Raw genomic sequence first — 17076 nt, forward strand, 5'->3', positions numbered from 1 at the left:
ACGTACCCAGCAGACAAATTCAAACATCGAAAACACAGAAAGAACATCATGCAGGTACATAAGTACGATGTAGTGATCGTTGGCGCCGGTGGCGCCGGTATGCGTGCCGCCATTGAGGCAGGTCAGCGAGTTCGCACCGCGGTTTTGACTAAGCTTTATCCGACCCGCTCCCACACCGGAGCTGCACAGGGTGGTATGTGTGCAGCCTTGGCTAACGTCGAAGAGGACAACTGGGAGTGGCACACCTTCGATACCGTCAAGGGTGGTGACTACCTGGTCGACCAGGATGCAGCAGAAATCATGGCTAAGGAAGCCATCGACGCCGTGCTCGACCTGGAAAAGATGGGCCTTCCCTTCAACCGAACCCCCGAAGGCCGCATCGACCAGCGTCGCTTTGGTGGCCACACCCGCGACCACGGTAAGGCAGCTGTGCGCCGCGCATGCTACGCAGCTGACCGTACCGGCCACATGATTCTGCAGACCCTATACCAGAACTGCGTGCGTCACAACGTTGAGTTCTACAACGAGTTCTACGTGCTTGACCTGATTCTGGTCAAGGACGAAGAAGGCAAGCCCCGCCCCGCCGGTGTCGTCTCCTACGACCTGGCAACCGGTGAGGTGCACGTCTTCCAGGCTAAGTCCGTGATTTTCGCATCCGGCGGCTGCGGCAAGATTTTCAAGACCACCTCCAATGCTCACACCCTCACCGGTGACGGCATGGCCATCGCACTGCGCGCGGGTCTGCCTCTGGAAGACATGGAGTTTGTCCAGTTCCACCCGACCGGCCTGGCAGGCCTGGGCATCCTCGTGACCGAGGGCGCCCGTGGTGAGGGCGGTATTCTCCGTAACGCTGACGGTGAGCGTTTCATGGAGCGTTACGCACCGACCATTAAGGACCTTGCACCCCGCGATATCGTGGCGCGTGCAATGGCAAACGAGGTGCGCGAGGGTCGCGGCTGTGGTCCCCACAAGGACTACGTGCTGCTGGATCTGACCCACCTGGAGCCCTCGCACATCGACGAGAAACTGCCGGATATTACCGAGTTCGCTCGTACCTACCTGGCCGTGGAACCCCACCACCAGCCCATCCCGGTATTCCCCACCGCGCACTACGCAATGGGCGGTATCCCCACCAACAACGAGACCGAGGTGTACCGCAACAGCGAAGAGACCATCCCCGGCCTCTATGCAGCTGGTGAGGTTGCCTGCGTGTCCGTGCACGGTGCAAACCGCCTGGGTACCAACTCCCTGCTGGACATCAACGTGTTCGGTAAGCGTGCGGGCCGCAAGGCAGCTGAGCACGCAGCTTCCGCCGAATTCGTGCCGGTCCCGGACGATGCAGCGGATCGCGTGCTGAACATGCTCAACGGCATCCTTGAGAGCAAGGGCACCGAGAAGGTTGGCGCTATCCGTGCTGAACTGCAGAAGGCCATGGAGGCCGACATGCAGGTGTTCCGCACCGAGGAAACCATCCGCGCCGCACTGGCTACCATCGAGAAGCTTGAAGAGCGTTACAAGAACATCTCGATTCAGGACAAGGGCAAGCGCTTCAACCTCGATTTGCTCGAGGCCGTCGAGCTGGGCTTCCTGCTCCAGCTGGCCAAGGTCATGTCTGTCGGTGCGCTACATCGTAAGGAATCCCGCGGTGGCCACTACCGCGAGGACTACCCCAAGCGCGATGACGTGAACTTCATGAAGCACTCTATGGTCTACCTCGACCCCGAATCCGAGTTTGAGGGTGTGAAGGGCCTGCGCTTCGGCACCAAGCCCGTCGTCTACACCCGTTACGAGCCGAAGGAGCGTAAGTACTAAAATGGCTGAAAACGAACTTCCCGAACCGGAATCCGTCAAGCTATTTGAGGGCATGACCGGCGGCGATTCCGACTCCATCCCCACGTACGACGTGATTATCAAGGTGCGCCGCTACAACCCGGAGGTTTCCTCCGAGGCGTACTGGGACGAGTTCCCGCTGACCATGTACCGCACCGACCGAGTGCTCGACGCCCTGCACAAGATTAAGTGGGAGCTGGACGGTTCCGTCTCCTTCCGTCGTTCCTGTGCACACGGTATCTGCGGCTCGGATGCAATGCGTATCAACGGTCGTAACCGTCTGGCCTGCAAGACCCTGCTGAAGGACCTTGACCTGTCCAAGCCCATTATCGTGGAGCCCCTGAAGGGTCTGCCCTGTGAGAAGGACCTCATTGTTGACATGGAGCCCTTCTTCCAGGCCTACCGCGAAATCATGCCGTTCTTCATCAACGACTCGAACGAGCCTGAGCGCGAGCGCCTGCAGACTATCGAGGACCGTGCACGTTTCGATGACACCACCAAGTGCATCCTGTGCGCAGCATGTACCTCGTCCTGCCCGGTCTTCTGGACCGACGGTCAGTACTTCGGCCCCTCGGCAATCGTGAATGCTCACCGCTTCATCTTCGACTCTCGCGATGACGCCGGTGACCTTCGCCTGGAGATTCTGAACGACAAGGAAGGCGTGTGGCGTTGCCGCACCACCTTCAACTGCACCGAGGCATGCCCCCGTGGCATCCAGATTACCAAGGCTATTGCCGAGGTGAAGCAGGCTATCTTGAGCCGTTCGCTTTAGAACGCTCCTTCTCGGATTCTCGAAGGCTAAGCGCCTTCTGCGACAAGCCGTCGCCCTTCACTGGGTGGCGGCTTGTCGCGTACCCGGGGCGTGTACCCGCGGAAAGAACAACGGATAGGGTAGGGGAGAGATGTGCACCAGAGTCCTGCTGTATACCCGTCGACAGCGCCCTGAGGTTCCTGAAGTTCCTTCAAAATCCGTCACAAAGTCACAGACATTCTTAAAGGGCCGGTAGCGGCCGGAGCGGATAGGTAAACCATTGCCGGGAGGGTTATTCTACTGTGTATGGTTTTTGCTAATTCTCGCTACGATTTGTCCACCCCCGTTTTCGACGATTGGGTGGACCGTATGATGGGTACCCTCGTGCAGTTCCGCCGCGAAGTACACGCCAACCCTGAGCTTTCTTTCCGCGAGGTCGTCACGACTGAGCGCCTCATGAACCGACTGCGAGAAGCCGGCATGAACCCCATTGCTTGTGAAGGTACCGGATGCTACGTCGATATCGGAGATGGCCCCTTCGCCGCGGCTCTGCGCGCCGATATTGACGCGCTACCCATCGTTGAGCAGACTGAGCTACCTTACGCCTCCACCGTGCCCGGCGTGATGCACGCCTGCGGCCACGATATTCACCAGACCGTCATGCTGGGCGTGGCGCTGGCGCTACACGAGCTCAACGAGAAGACTCCGCTGGGCCGTAGCATCCGTATTCTTTTCCAGCCTGCCGAGGAGCAGTTGCCCGGCGGCGCCGTGCAGATGATTTCCCAGGGCCTGCTCAAGGACGTTCCGCGTGCTTTTGCTCTGCACTGCGACCCGAAGGTGGACCTCGGCCAGATTGGTACCCGTATCGGCGCGATTACTAGCGCATCGGATACCGTGAAGATTCACTTGAGCGGCCACGGCGGCCACACTTCCCGCCCCCACCTGACCGAGGACCTCATCTACGCGATGAGCCAGATTGCGGTGCAGGTCCCCGCCGTGCTGACCCGCCGCACCGACGTTCGTTCGGGCGTGCTGGTTGCCTGGGGCCAGGTCAGTGCCGGCGTCGCCCCGAACGCGATCCCTGCCGAGGGCTACCTGGCCGGCACCATGCGTTGTCTGGACGTTGAGGTGTGGCGCCAGGCCGGTAACCTGCTGGACGAAGTCATCGAGCAGGTCGCCGTTCCCTTCGGAGTGGATGCCCGAGTGGAGCACATCCGCGGCGTGCCCCCGGTCGTGAATACCGACTTGGAAACCACCATGCTCGAGAACGCCGCTCGTGCCGAGCTGGGGGAGGACTCCATCGTGCTCGTGGAGCAGTCCATGGGCGGCGAGGACTTCGCGTGGATGCTGCAGGAGGTGCCCGGATCGATGTTCCGACTGGGTACCCGTGCCACCGGTGACCCCACCTACGACCTGCACCAGGGCGACTACGCCCCGAGTGAGCAGGCCATCGGCATTGGTGTGCGCGTCATGGCCGCAACCGCTCTGCGTGCCGTACGTTTCGAGCTGGCCAAGGCCGCGAAGGCCGCCAACCCCGTACGAGACGAGGCCCGTTAGGCCCGCGGGATGCGCTGATTTGCGCATCCAGCGTCCTGCAGGTGCGAGGGTCGCAGGTTGTGTCGTTTCATAGAGTTTCGCCTCGCTACCGGTTGGATAGCGAGGCGAAACTCTAGGCACACGATAGAATTAAAAAGATTATGAGGACATCAGCGTTGTGCCCGTGAACCCGCGCGTGGTCGCGAGAGAGGTTCAACGGGCACCGCGCGTATTCACGGCGCACGCCGAAGGAGGACGCCCAATGAGCTTCTTTGGGATCGGTAAGAAGAAGTGGGATGAACAGGCGCGCGAGGCGGAGAGCACCGCGGCGCAGGACGGGCACGAGGAAAGCAAACCGTCCCGCGGCTCGGGGCTGAGTGACAAAATCATGGAGCAGCAGCAGTGGGAGGATTCCCTGCGCCGTTTTGTGAAGTCGGAGAGCACCCGGCAGAATCGCGACGAGGAACGTTCCGAAGAACACCGCGCACTGGAAGACCTGAAGCGCGCCCTCTTGCACAGCGATGAGGAGTCCCCTTCGTTCGCTGAGGAATCCCTTTCGGATTCCGTTAAAACCACTGATGATGAGGAGCTCCGGAGTACTCTAAAGGCGCTGGACTCCTACCCTCACGAGGACGTTGAGGATGCTGCGGTGCCCGAAGCTCGCGGTGAGAGCGAAGAATCTGAACTTGCCGAGGATAGGCCGACCGCGCCGGAAACCCCCGCCTTCCTGCGTGATGAAGAGGGCGAAGCCTCCGAAAAATCCGAGGACGAATCCTCCGAGAATGCGGAGCCTTCGGCTGACACCGCTGAGGAGGCTCGCTCCCAGTTTGAAGAGTACCTGCGTGCTGTCCGTGCGGAGGGCTCTAAAGAGGAGAGCCCGGTTACTTCCGACGTCGATGACACCGACCGCAATTCCGCGGCCGAGGAGTACCTCACTGCGGAGCAGATTCGTGAGGCGCGCACCCGCGCCGCCCTGATCGAAGCGAAGAACGCCGGCCTGGATGATCTGGCCGCCGCCTACGCGGTGCGCCTGGGTCTGAACCCTGAGAGCGAAGAGGACAGCTTCACGGAGGCAGAGGAGACCGAAGACGCTGACCACTCCGCTCCTGAGCGTTCCACCGAGTCTGAATCCCTCTCAGCTGAACCCACCCGCTCTGGCGAACAGATTGAACCTGCGGCGGAGGTAGTTGTGAGCGAGACGGCCTCGGCCGAGGAACGTTCCATTGTGGCTGGTCCTGACTCTACCGAGTCTGCGGAGAAGCCCGAGGCATCCAAGGACGAAGTGCAGAAGGAAGCCGAAGAGCCCGCATCTGACGAAGTTGCCTCCGGGAAACAGGAGCTGAGTGCCGATGACGCTGAGCTTGTGGCCGAATCTGTTGTGCTCACCGCTCCCGCAGAGGACGCCGCGGACCTCCCCGTCCTCGGCGAACAGCGCGCCCTCCATTCGCTGGCCGAGCTCATGCGCACCCGCGGTTCGGGAACTATGAGTCTGGAACTGCGCCAGGTAGATGAGGACATGCACTACCGCCTATTGCACCGCGGTCGCGAGGTCGAGAACGGTGTTGTGCTGCCCGGCGTGGACTGGTTTGTGCCCGTCGCGGCCCTGTACACCGAGGCTCAGGAGGTCGGCGCAACCTGGAACCGTGCGGCTGTAATCCTGAGCCCGCGTCTGGGTGAGGGCCTGGAGGTGCACGCCTCCTACCTGGGTGCTGTGGATGGGCAGACTACCCACGAGAGCTTCCTGCTCGAGACTTCTGAGGGTGAGAAGAGCTCGGTTGTGGCTACCGCAGAGGCGGCTGAGGCTCACCAGCAGAAGGCCGAGGCTCCCGAAGCTGAGGTTTCAGAGTCCGACGATTCTCAGACGGTTGAGTCTGAAGTACCTGCTACTGATGCCCAGCCCTCCGAGGAAGCCCGCGAGGAGCAGTCTGAGCGTCAGAGCGCTCCCGCGGGTCTCGCTGTTGCCGGCGCTACCGCTACCGTGGCCGGTACCGCCGCGCTTGCCGCAGCTTCCTCCGATGCAGGCGAAGCCCAGACGACTGAGATTGCCGAGCCCGAGTACGAGCACGACTACGATAACGACCCGATTTTCGGTACCGTAGACTCACAGGACGCCGAGGATGCTTCCGTACAGTCTGAGCAGTCCGAGATCTCTGCGCCCGTGCACGCTCAGCCTGAGGCCGCTGAACAGCCCGAGGCATCTGAGGCCGAGGACGCCGACCACGGCGAAGAGATGGAAGCTGCCCTGGCCGCTATCGTCGCCAACGCTCAGAAGAAGCTGGAAGAGCCGCAAGAGCCTGAGGAAAAGGCTGAAACTTCTGCCGTAGAGGCCTTTGTCGCTGGCTCTTCCGCTAGCGAGGATTCGGCCGAAAAGAGCTCGGCCGGAAAGAGCGAAAAGACCGCCGACAAGGTAGCATCCACCGAGGCTGAGCCCGAATTGCCCAACTTCCTGAACGACCACGAACTGGTGCCTGCTGACGAGGCAGATGAGCCCGCAGAGACCAAGCATGCTACGAAGGCTGAGGCATCCGAACCCTCCCAGGCGCATTCCGAGGATTCCGCACAGGTGGAGGCTCCCACACCCGCCGTTACCGGTGCGCTCGCCGCGGCAGCGGCTGTGGCCGCTGGCGGTGCTGTAGCATCCGCGGCTCCTACTGTTTCTTCGGCTACGTCCTCGGCTCCGGTCCTGAGCGAACTCAACGAGTTGCCCACTGTCGCAGACGAGCTGGATACCCCCACCTCCCAGCCGGTGAGCCCGCTGGTTCCTTCTGAAACTCAGCTGGCCGAGGGTAACCTCGTGCTGACCGAAGCTCAGGTTGCCCAGCGTCTGGCTCCGGTTGTCGAGCACCTCTTCGGCGAGAACGGCACCGCGAAGGACGCCACGACCGTGCTGATTCGTGTGCGTGCGCTTGGCTCGTACTATGACGCTCTGACTCACGTGCGCCGCAACGGTTTCTGGGAGCAGGCACGCACCTTCGAACTGATTCCCGAAACCCTGCTCGATATTCCCGCTTTGAAGACCGATTCGTACAGCGAGGGTGAGGGCTCGCCGCTGGCTATGAGCCTCACCTTTACTCCGGGCGTGCCGGTTCAGGCTGCGTTCGACTATGCGAACGAGCAGGCCTTCGTCAGCTACCCGCGCCCGCTGGATGCTGAACGCTACGTTGAGGAGCTGCGTATGTTCCCGCGTCTGGGCTCGAAGATCCCGGCGCACATGACGAGTGCTCTGTCGCACTGGAACCTCTAAAACCATTTGAGTCGCGCCGCGCCGGCTCCCCGTATGGGGGTCGGCGCGGCGCGCTGTATTCACGCTTTCGATGAGGAAGACCGCTATGACTGATACCCACGCCACTCCCGAACTCCCCGCCACTCGTAGCAGCGAAGACACCGCCCGCCGAGCCGGAGAGGCCTTTGAGACGCTCGTTGAAACGATGGCCCGCCTGCGCGCTCCTGGAGGTTGCCCCTGGGATGCCGAACAGACCCACGCCTCCCTGATTCGCTACCTTGTGGAGGAATCCTACGAGGTCGTTGAGGCCGTGGAAACTGGCGGCGAGCCCAATATGCCGTTGCTGCGTGAAGAGCTTGGCGATGTGCTGTTGCAGGTGGTGTTCCACTCCGATATCGCCGCGGCAGACCCGCAGGGCTTCGACATCATACAGGTGGTTGAGGGCCTAATCGAGAAGTTGCGTTCTCGCCACCCCGACGTCTTCGCATCCGAAGGCGAGCAGACCGCGGAGGCGCCCCGCACCGCCGCTGAACAGCAGGCGGCGTGGGATGAGCTGAAGAAGAAGGAGAAGAGCAATCGCGGCGCGCTGGATGGTATTCCGCCGCACCTGCCGGCGCTCGCCATGGCTGAAAAGGCTGCTTCGAAGGCTCGGAAGGCTGGCATCATTTTGCCTCCGGAGCCCACGAGTATGGATGACGATCTGCGTTATATGCACACCGAGGAGGAGTTCGGTGAGCTTTTGTTTGCGCTGGTCTGTCGTGCTCAGCGCAACGGTCTGGATGCTGAGCGTGCCCTGCGCTCGTACATCCGCCGTTATGTTGCGCAGCATACGAATGACGAGCCGCGCTATTAATCGTGTGCCCCGCCCCTCCGGTTGGGGTCGTGTTGTGCTTTGGGATACATCCCACACGTGCGGTCGGCGGGAGAGTGGAGGTTATCGGGGCGTTGATTGCCGCGTTCTGTAGGGCTACTAAGGGTTCCATATACCTTCACTCAGGGGACTAAAAAAGCAGTGGCTACTAGTGTGTTTATGTGGGAGTTTTGCTAAAATTTAGGGGACGCGACGCGCCACGACCGGGTGTGTCGTTCACATCCTTGACATCTCATAAGGAGAACAATCCATGGCTGTTATTACCGCAGTTCACGCACGCCAGATCCTGGATTCCCGCGGCAACCCGACCGTTGAGGTTGAGGTTCTGCTCGAAGACGGCGCATTCGCACGCGCAGCCGTTCCCTCGGGCGCATCCACCGGTGAGTGGGAGGCTGTTGAGCGTCGCGATGGCGACAAGTCCGTCTACCTGGGCAAGGGCGTTCTGGGTGCTGTAAAGTCTGTCATCGAAGAAATCGCTGAAGAGGTCATCGGTATCGAGGCTTCCGACCAGCGCGCTGTTGACGCAGCCATGATTGCTCTGGACGGCACCAACAACAAGGGCAAGCTGGGCGCCAACGCTATCCTGGGTGTTTCCCTGGCTGTGGCTAAGGCTGCTGCTGAGTCCGCTGACCTGCCCCTGTACAAGTACCTCGGCGGCCCGAACGCTCACGTTCTGCCCGTTCCCATGATGAACATCCTCAACGGTGGTTCTCACGCAGACTCCAACGTTGACATTCAGGAGTTCATGATTGCTCCCATCGGCTTCGACAACTACTCTGACGCTCTGCGTGCAGGTGTTGAGGTATACCACTCCCTGAAGTCTGTGCTGCACGACCGTGGCCTGGCAACTGGCCTGGGCGACGAGGGTGGCTTCGCACCCAACCTGGAGTCCAACGCAGCTGCACTGGACCTGATTGTTGAGGCAATCGAGAAGGCTGGCTACAAGCCGGGCGAGCAGGTTGCACTGGCTCTGGACGTTGCTTCCTCCGAGTTCTACAACGACGGTGCATACGACTTCGAGGGTCAGAAGAAGTCCGCTGCCGAGATGAGCGCATACTACGCTGACCTGGTTGCTAAGTACCCGCTGGTTTCTATTGAGGACCCGCTGGACGAGAACGACTGGGAGGGCTACAAGACCCTGACCGAGCAGATTGGTGACAAGGTCCAGATTGTCGGTGACGACCTGTTCGTGACCAACCCCGAGCGTCTGGCTCGCGGTATCGAGGGCGGCGCAGCTAACGCTCTGCTGGTGAAGGTGAACCAGATTGGTTCGCTGACCGAGACCCTGGACGCAATGGAGCTGGCTCAGCGCCACGAGTACCGTTGCATGGTTTCTCACCGTTCCGGTGAGACCGAGGACGTCACCATCGCTGACCTGGCTGTTGCAACCAACGCTGGTCAGATCAAGACCGGTGCTCCCGCACGTTCTGAGCGCGTTGCTAAGTACAACCAGCTGCTGCGCATTGAGGAGGAGCTGGGCGAGGCAGCTGTTTACGCTGGCAAGTCCGCATTCCCCCGCTTCAAGGCATAAGCTACTGAAGCACGTAACCGCGTGAGCGGTTAGCTCTCAAGGAGGCGGCGCTACCCCAATTGGGGCGGTGTCGCCTCCTGCTGTACCCGGGAGGGCACCCGTTACCCGGATAGCGTAGAAAGCCCGAGAGCCCCTCGAAATAGGCCCGGAAACAGCCCCGGAAGGAACGCGCATGCGGGTGCACAAACCCGGGTAGAATAGGTAGAAGTGCACTGCGGTAGGAATAACGATGGGGGAGAGAAACAATGAGCCAGCGAGCAGACGAGCAGACCCGGCGCAATGCAACGGGTCGTACCTCGGCTGAGGAGCGCGGCACCGGTCGAACTTCCACCGGTTCCCACGAACCCTCGGCGGCTCGCCAAGCTGGCATTTCCCTGTTGAAGAAGGCCGGTGCGCTCTTCTTTGGCGTGGGCCTCAACCGTCGCCATCCGGAACGTGAACGCGCGGCGCAGGCCCGCCGGCAGGAACGTGCGCGCCGCCGCGCCTACCGACAGCGTGCTGAGGAGGAAGGCTACGCTACCCCCGTGGCCGCCCATATGTTCTCCGGGCGAAGCTTCCTGACGGCCGTCATGGTGGGTGTGATTGCCCTCGGCACCACCTACCCGGTGCTGACCTACATGGATCAAGATCGGGAGATGAATCGAATCCACACCCACATCTCGCAGCTTCAGCAGGAAAATGCCCAGCTGAAGGCTGAGCAGACCTGGTGGAACGATGAGAACTACGTGCGTCAGCAGGCCCGCAGCCGCCTCTACTATGTCAACCCTGGGGATACCCCCTACGTGGTCACCGGTATTACCGATGACTCCTCGAAGGCTGACAAGACCTCCGCAAACGCGAAGAATGCCCCCGAGGATGCCTGGACCACCAAAGTCTGGGACTCCCTCGAAAAGAACTGAAACTGCGCCTGCGCGGCTGACCGAGAAGTTGCTGTACGTATTAGGCCGACGACCAGCATTGAACCTACGACCCTAACATCCTGGACCGCACAAGCAAGTGGACGGGATAGGAATAAGGACTATGAGCACCGAAAACACCATTGAGGACCTGAAAAACCGTACCCCCGGCGGTTTCGGCGTGACCGTTGAAACCCTGAAGCCCACCGAGCAGGACATCCGTGTTCTCTCTGCACAGCTGGGTCGTAAGGTTCGTGACGTGGTCGAGATTCCCGCCCGCTGCGTATGCGGCAATCCGCTGGTTGCCGCCACCGCACCGCGCCTGAGCAACGGTACCCCCTTCCCGACCGTGTTCTACCTGGCACACCCGGTCATTACTGCCGCAGCGTCCCGCCTGGAAGCGGGTGGTCTCATGTACGAAATGACCGACGCCCTCGCTGAGGACGCCGAGCTGGCCGCCGCCTACGCGGCAGCCCACGAGAACTACCTGGCTGAGCGTGAGCGCATCCGCCTGATTAGCGGTACCGATGAGGTTCCCGAGATTGACGGCATCTCGGCCGGCGGCATGCCCACTCGCGTGAAGTGTCTGCACGCCGTCATCGGCCATACCCTCTCTGTGGGTCGCGGCGTGAACCCAATGGGTGACCGTGGCCTGGACGCCATCGCTGAGTGGTGGACCCCCGAGGTATGCTCCTGCGACCCCGCGTGGCGTGAGGAAGCCTAAATATTGATTTTGATGCGCCCGCACCGTCGCCCGTGACGGCGCGGGCGCATAATAGATAGAAAGAGCGCCCAGAAGCGAAAACAGCTTCGCCTGCGGCGCTCGCGTTGCCTTTGGCCTTGAACGATGATGACGATAATCCTGAAAGGAACCCACCGTGCGTGTTGGAGCGATTGACTGTGGTACGAACTCTATCCGTCTGCTGATTGCCGATTCCACCACTGAGGTGGTGGACGGGGTCGAGAAGACCGTCCTGAAGGACGTTGTGCGTGAGATGCGTATTGTGCGTCTGGGCCAGGGTGTGGATGCGACCGGCTGGCTGGCGCAGGAGGCCCTGGACCGCACCTTCGCGGCGGCCCGCGAGTACGCTGTACTGTTGCGTGACTATGACGTGGATTCGGTACGTTTCGTGGCGACCAGCGCAACTCGCGATGCGGGTAACCGCAGCGTCTTCGTGAGCGGTATTCGCGACATCCTGGGTATTGAGCCCGAGGTGATTAGTGGTGACGAGGAAGCTGCGCTGTCCTTCGCCGGTGCGGTGCGCGCCGTGGGTGCTGGCGACGGCGACACCCTGGTGTTCGACCTGGGCGGTGGTTCCACCGAATTCGTGCTGGGGGATGAGTCGGGCGTGAAGGCTTCCCGTAGCGTCAATATCGGTTGTGTGCGTCTGACCGAGCGTCACATGGTGAACGCGCCGGCGACCGAGGTACAGATTGCCCGTGTTGAAGCTGATACCGACGAGGCCCTTGATGTGGCCCGCAAGACCGTTCCCCTGCAGGACGCTCGCCGCGTGGTGGCCGTGGCTGGCACCGCGACAACGATCGCAGCGGCTGCTCTGGGGTTGGATCACTACGACTCCGAGGCTATTAACGCGCAGACCTTCTCCATCGAGACCGTTCAGAAGACTTCTCGCTGGTTGGCTTCCTTGAACCGTGCTGAGCGTGAGGCGCTGGGATATATGCACCCGGGTCGGGTAGATGTGATTGGTGCCGGCGCAACGATTTACGCCCGCATCCTGACTCGCCTGAACGAGTTGACGGGCGGCGCGGTGGATTCGGTAACGGTGAGCGAGCATGACATTCTGGATGGCATTGCGCTGTCCCAGCTGTAGCCCTGCCATTTAGGCAGAAATCCGTCCCGATTTTCGGGCTGGAGGTTCTAGCGGCCGACCCGTGCAGTGCGGGTCGGCCGGTTTGTATCGTCTAGTTGAGCTTGCTGCACTATGTGAGCTTGCGTTGGTCAGTTGAGGAGAAACGAATGGATTGGTTTGAGCGTGTCGCGAGGTGCGTCCGCCATCCCTTGGATGGTCTGCGTCCGGCGGGCCTGAATTCGGTGTGCTCGCGTGCTGCCGGTGCCGTTGTTTCTGCCGCGTTGCTGACTCTGCTGCCGCTGGGGTCGGTTTCGTGGCTGACCGCGGTCAGCGCGACCGATTCGAGCTCCTCGGCCACGGCTTCTCCGAGCCCTAAGAGGGAGGTGACGGCGACTCCTTCGCCGTCGGGTACGGCGGTGCCGAATAGCACGGCGGCCCCGAGTCAGGGGACGGATACTGCCAGCGGTGACGATGTGCGCCATCGTGAGTATTGGTTGAACGATTACGGCATTACTTCGTTGTGGTCGCAGGCTACGGGCCGCGGTGTGACGGTTGCCGTGATTGACACAGGTGTGGACGGGAGCCACCCGGATTTGGCGGGTAATGTGCTGCGTGGTACCGATGTTTCGGGTGTGGGCAGCGAGGACGGCTGGAAGGGTCTGGGCGCTGAACCGATGCACGGTACGGAGGTTGCCTCGCTGATTGCCGGCCACGGTCATGATACTCAGGGGTATTCCGCCATTGCGGGCCAGCCGGGTAAGCCGACCGGCATGATTGGTGTGGCCCCTGAGGCGAAGATCCTACCGATTTCGCTGAATATGGGTACGACCGGTGGTAAGAGCATTGACGAGCAGATTCCTGCCGCTGTGCGCTATGCGGTTGACCACGGTGCACAGATTATCAACATGTCGATTGGTTCGAATAAGACGAGCTGGCCGCAGAGCTGGGACGACGCTTTCGCCTACGCGGAGCAGAAGGGCGTGCTGATTGTGGCGGCTGCGGGTAATCGTGGTAGCGGTTTGACTCAGGTGGGCGCTCCGGCGACGATTCCGGGTGTGCTGACGGTTGGCGGTGTGGACCGGAATAAGCAGATTTCTGAGGGCTCGTCGACGCAGGGTATTTCGATTGCTGTGGTTGCCCCGAGTACCGACATGATTGCGGCGGCGCCTGGTAACGGGTACATGCTGTGGTCGGGTTCTTCGGCGGCGGCCCCTCTGGTGACGGGCGTGGCGGCGTTGTTGAAGCAGAAGTATCCGCAGGAGTCTGCGGCTCAGCTGGCTCAGCGTCTGATTGCTTCGGCTGATGATGCGGGTGCTACGGGCCGTGACCCGCTGTACGGGTACGGTGTGTTTAACCCGCAGGATGCGATGGCTTTGCCTGCGCCTAAGGTGACGGCGAATCCGCTGGGTTCGATGTCTGAGTGGATTGCGGTGCATCGCAAGCACCAGGTGAGTGCACCGTCACCCAGTGATGCTGCGCCCGTGCATGAGGAGGGCGAGAACATCGTGAAGCAGGCGGCACCGGATGCAAGCCGCCCGCCGGAGGATCGCGGCTGGTTGCCGCCGGTCATTGTGGGCGCGCTGTTGGTGTGGGTGACGATTATTACTGCCGGTGCGGTGCATCGTCTGCACCGGATGCACGTGCGGGCAGGCGACGCAGCCCGTCAGGTAGGGACCGCGGTGCGTGAGCAGGCGCATCATGCGGCGGAGCATGTGCCGCATCCGCATCATTAGGCTTGGCGTCGCGGCGGTTCGTCGTGGTGGCGGGCGGGCCCGTGGGATTGCGCTTTTATGGGATGGAGGAGCGGCTAATGCCGGTCCGTTATATTTCTTGCCTTAGCTCGTTCGCGGGTGGCTGAGTTTTTATGGGGTCGCGGGAATCTTCTCCTGTAGTGGTGTGCGCTGAACTCAAATACGTTCATTTGTGACGAAAAATTCGAACATCAAGCGAAAAAATGGAAAGAGTTTTTTCGACCGTAAGTGGCTTATCTTGCAGGAACTCTGTTCAAGCCTCGAAACTTTTGATGTAGGGCCCCTTCAACGGGGCATAAATGCGATTTCACCTAAACAAAAGGGCGTAAAATGTATAGCGAACCGGGTATGTAACAGACAGGCTCGTACCGCTAGCCACTTCGCGTTGCGTAAGGACTTCCAGGGCGAGCCGCTTCGTCGCTTGTTAGGAAAGCTTTCGGAATGAGCCGGAGGCTGCGCATACCACCCTACCGGGATGAGAACTCCCGGTACCTGAGACTAGGAAGTAACTAACATGGCATTCACTAAGGTGGCACAGGATCGTCCTCGCGTCCTGATTGTCGGTGGTGGCTACGTCGGCTTCACCGTTGCTAAGAAGATTCAGAAGGCTATCAAGGAGACCGGTGGCGTCGTCACCATCGTTGAGCCGAACCCTTACATGACCTACCAGCCCTTCCTGCCGGAGGTTGCAGCGGGTTCCATGGAAGGCCGTAACGCAACCGTGCCGTTGCGTCAGCACCTGCGTGACACCGAGCTGATTCCCGGCCGTATTGTCTCTGTCGACCATGCAAACCGCACCGCCGTGGTTGAGCCTACCGATAACGGTGAGCCTTTCGAGCTGAAGTACGACGAGATTGTGCTCGGTGCAGGTGCAGTGACCCGTGCATTCCCGATTCCGGGTCTGGCAGATGTTGCCATCGGTATGAAGACTATTGAAGAGGCTGTCTCGGTTCGTAACTGGGTTCTGGATCGCATCGAGGTCGCATCCCTGCTGACCAACGCGGATGAGCGCCGTCGCGCCCTGACCTTCGTGATTGTGGGCGGTGGCTTCGCCGGTATCGAGACCATCTCCGAGCTTGAGGATATGGCTCGCGTTGCTGTTGAACGTAACGAACGTCTGTCCGTCTCCGATCTGCACTTCGTGCTCATTGAGGCCGCACCGCGCATTATGCCCGAGGTTCCCGCAGACCGTGCCGAGAAGGTTGTCGCAGAGTTGCGTGCCCGCGGCATCGAGGTTCTGCTCAACACCTCCCTGGCTGACGCAACTGACGGTGACTTGAAGCTGATCAACATGGCTGATAAGTCTCCCGCCGGCGAGATTTCCACCGACACTCTGATTTGGACCGCAGGTGTGGCAGCATCCCCGATGCTGAAGAACACCGACTTCCCGATTGACGAGCGCGGCCGCGTTCGTGTGAGCGCAGACCTGCGCGTCACCGGTGATGACGGTGTGGTCGAGGGTGCATGGGCAGCAGGCGACAACGCAGCTGTTCCGGACCTCTCCGGCGGTGGCGTGGGTGGCTTCTGCGTCCCCAACGCTCAGCACGCTTCCCGCCAGGCTGTCGTTCTGGCTAAGAACCTGCTGGCTGCTCGCCGTGGTGAGCCCCTGACCGATTACTACCACGAGACTATTGGTGTTGTGGCAGGTCTGGGCCTGTGGAAGGGTGTTGCAAACTTCAAGGGCAAGACTATTGGTGGCCCGCTGGCGTGGATTATGCACCGCGGCTACCACGGCTCGGCAATCCCCACCACCGAGCGTACCGTTCGCGTGATGACCACCTGGGCTCTGAACCAGATTTTCGGTCGCGATACCTCCTCGATTCGCCACCAGCGCTCCCCGCGCCTGGCATTCCAGCAGGCAACCGGTACTGCTCCGGCACCGCACAAGGCAAAGCTCTAAACCGAGCTGGCCGATAGCCGGTGAGGCCGCATAGGCCTCGCGAACGTTACGGGCGGCGTTGAAGACTCTGGTCTTCGGCGCCGCCCGTCGCTGTATTCGTGGTGTTTTCTGATGCTTTCCAGGTAGATTTTCTGGTGCTGTATGCTTTGTTGCCTGGCATACTCGGTCTTGGTCGAGTCGTGCACTTTACATGCTGAAGAGCGTGGATATGCATTGCTCAGAATTCATGGAATAATGGTGTTTTGCGTCTGGTGTGTGCCAGACGAGCCCTCATAGTCCAATTGGCAGAGACAGAGGACTTAAAATCCTTGTGTTCTGGGTTCGAGTCCCAGTGGGGGCACCGTGTAGATAGAGGCACTGCGTAGATGGAAGCACCGTGTCGATAGGCAAGAAGACGAGCGGCGGCTCTTCCCGTGGGGGAGGGGCTGTCGCTCGTGTGTCTATATGGTTTCCTGGGGGTGGTAAAAGGCGATGCCCCCGACCCATACTATCGGGGGCGTCGTGGAGTGCCGGTGCGGGCTATGGCATCCTGTGCACTCTCTTCACCGCGGGTAGATGGGCTCGTCTTTTGCCGGGTTTAGGACGGCCTGCGGTGAAGTCTGGTGAACCTGCCGGTGATTGGTGGCCCGTGTAGGGCGGTGAATCGGAGGCCGAAAGTCTATGTATGGACGCGGAGCGCTACTTGCTGTGCGCGAAGAGTGCGTCGATGGAGAGCTTGCTACTGCGGGCGAGTTTCATGGGAGCGGCACCCCTGTATCAAAGTTTGAAGGCTAAAGTTTTACATTTCAAATAAATTTAGTCTGTAGCGGAAAAGGGTGCAAAAAGTGGCAAAAAATAGGGGTAAAAAGTGACCTGTATCCCAAAAAAACGGGGTTTTAGATGACGTTTTGTGACGGTGCTCAATACCTAAAACCCCCTCGCGACGGCTTCCGGGACCTCAAAAACATGAGACCCTTATAGAGATATGGCCACAGGC

The 17076-nt window shown here is 60.7% G+C and carries 11 protein-coding genes and 1 tRNA gene; all 12 read left to right on the forward strand.

Annotation, left to right across the window (positions count from 1 at the left end; genetic code table 11):
• Positions 1-48 precede the first annotated feature (48 nt).
• Positions 49-1812 carry a succinate dehydrogenase flavoprotein subunit gene (gene sdhA / locus JX292_RS04505; RefSeq protein WP_204861952.1) on the forward strand — a complete coding sequence of 588 codons (1764 nt, stop codon included), beginning with the start codon at positions 49-51 and terminating at the stop codon, positions 1810-1812.
• Between the two features lies 1 nt (position 1813).
• On the forward strand, positions 1814-2602 hold the full coding sequence (locus JX292_RS04510; protein ID WP_204861954.1) for a succinate dehydrogenase iron-sulfur subunit: 789 nt from the start codon (positions 1814-1816) through the stop codon (positions 2600-2602).
• Between the two features lie 285 nt (positions 2603-2887).
• Complete coding sequence (locus JX292_RS04515; RefSeq protein ID WP_204861956.1) at positions 2888-4138, forward strand: amidohydrolase; 1251 nt, start codon at positions 2888-2890, stop codon at positions 4136-4138.
• 241 nt (positions 4139-4379) lie between these two features.
• A complete protein-coding gene (locus tag JX292_RS04520; protein ID WP_204861958.1) occupies positions 4380-7361 on the forward strand; it encodes an ornithinee aminotransferase in 2982 nt (993 codons plus the stop codon).
• Positions 7362-7446: 85 nt separating this feature from the next.
• The gene (locus tag JX292_RS04525; RefSeq protein WP_204861959.1) at positions 7447-8193 is read left to right on the forward strand and encodes a MazG family protein; all 747 of its coding nucleotides are present in this window, start codon (positions 7447-7449) and stop codon (positions 8191-8193) included.
• Between the two features lie 268 nt (positions 8194-8461).
• Positions 8462-9742: a phosphopyruvate hydratase gene (gene eno, locus JX292_RS04530; RefSeq protein ID WP_204861961.1), complete on the forward strand. Its 1281-nt coding sequence runs from the start codon at positions 8462-8464 to the stop codon at positions 9740-9742.
• A 245-nt stretch (positions 9743-9987) separates the two neighbouring features.
• Positions 9988-10641 (forward strand): septum formation initiator family protein, encoded by a 654-nt coding sequence (locus JX292_RS04535; RefSeq protein ID WP_204861963.1) that lies wholly within the window; start codon positions 9988-9990, stop codon positions 10639-10641.
• Between the two features lie 121 nt (positions 10642-10762).
• Complete coding sequence (locus JX292_RS04540; RefSeq protein WP_070482901.1) at positions 10763-11362, forward strand: DUF501 domain-containing protein; 600 nt, start codon at positions 10763-10765, stop codon at positions 11360-11362.
• 154 nt (positions 11363-11516) lie between these two features.
• Entirely contained in the window at positions 11517-12470 is a 954-nt protein-coding gene (locus JX292_RS04545; protein ID WP_204861965.1) for an exopolyphosphatase, read from the forward strand.
• A gap of 146 nt (positions 12471-12616) precedes the next feature.
• Positions 12617-14182 carry a S8 family peptidase gene (locus JX292_RS04550; protein ID WP_204861967.1) on the forward strand — a complete coding sequence of 522 codons (1566 nt, stop codon included), beginning with the start codon at positions 12617-12619 and terminating at the stop codon, positions 14180-14182.
• A 532-nt stretch (positions 14183-14714) separates the two neighbouring features.
• Positions 14715-16100: an NAD(P)/FAD-dependent oxidoreductase gene (locus JX292_RS04555; RefSeq protein WP_204861969.1), complete on the forward strand. Its 1386-nt coding sequence runs from the start codon at positions 14715-14717 to the stop codon at positions 16098-16100.
• 266 nt (positions 16101-16366) lie between these two features.
• Positions 16367-16440, forward strand: a tRNA-Leu gene (locus JX292_RS04560).
• Positions 16441-17076 lie beyond the last annotated feature (636 nt).

Source organism: Rothia mucilaginosa (genome assembly GCF_901875305.1).
Lineage (GTDB): Bacteria > Actinomycetota > Actinomycetes > Actinomycetales > Micrococcaceae > Rothia.

Bases quoted from the DNA above. Each gene is read 5' to 3' on its own strand.
- sdhA (WP_204861952.1), top strand. From the start codon at position 49: ATGCAGGTACATAAGTACGATGTAGTGATCGTTGGCGCCGGTGGCGCC.
- JX292_RS04510 (WP_204861954.1), top strand. From the start codon at position 1,814: ATGGCTGAAAACGAACTTCCCGAACCGGAATCCGTCAAGCTATTTGAG.
- JX292_RS04515 (WP_204861956.1), top strand. From the start codon at position 2,888: ATGGTTTTTGCTAATTCTCGCTACGATTTGTCCACCCCCGTTTTCGAC.
- JX292_RS04520 (WP_204861958.1), top strand. From the start codon at position 4,380: ATGAGCTTCTTTGGGATCGGTAAGAAGAAGTGGGATGAACAGGCGCGC.
- JX292_RS04525 (WP_204861959.1), top strand. From the start codon at position 7,447: ATGACTGATACCCACGCCACTCCCGAACTCCCCGCCACTCGTAGCAGC.
- eno (WP_204861961.1), top strand. From the start codon at position 8,462: ATGGCTGTTATTACCGCAGTTCACGCACGCCAGATCCTGGATTCCCGC.
- JX292_RS04535 (WP_204861963.1), top strand. From the start codon at position 9,988: ATGAGCCAGCGAGCAGACGAGCAGACCCGGCGCAATGCAACGGGTCGT.
- JX292_RS04540 (WP_070482901.1), top strand. From the start codon at position 10,763: ATGAGCACCGAAAACACCATTGAGGACCTGAAAAACCGTACCCCCGGC.
- JX292_RS04550 (WP_204861967.1), top strand. From the start codon at position 12,617: ATGGATTGGTTTGAGCGTGTCGCGAGGTGCGTCCGCCATCCCTTGGAT.
- JX292_RS04555 (WP_204861969.1), top strand. From the start codon at position 14,715: ATGGCATTCACTAAGGTGGCACAGGATCGTCCTCGCGTCCTGATTGTC.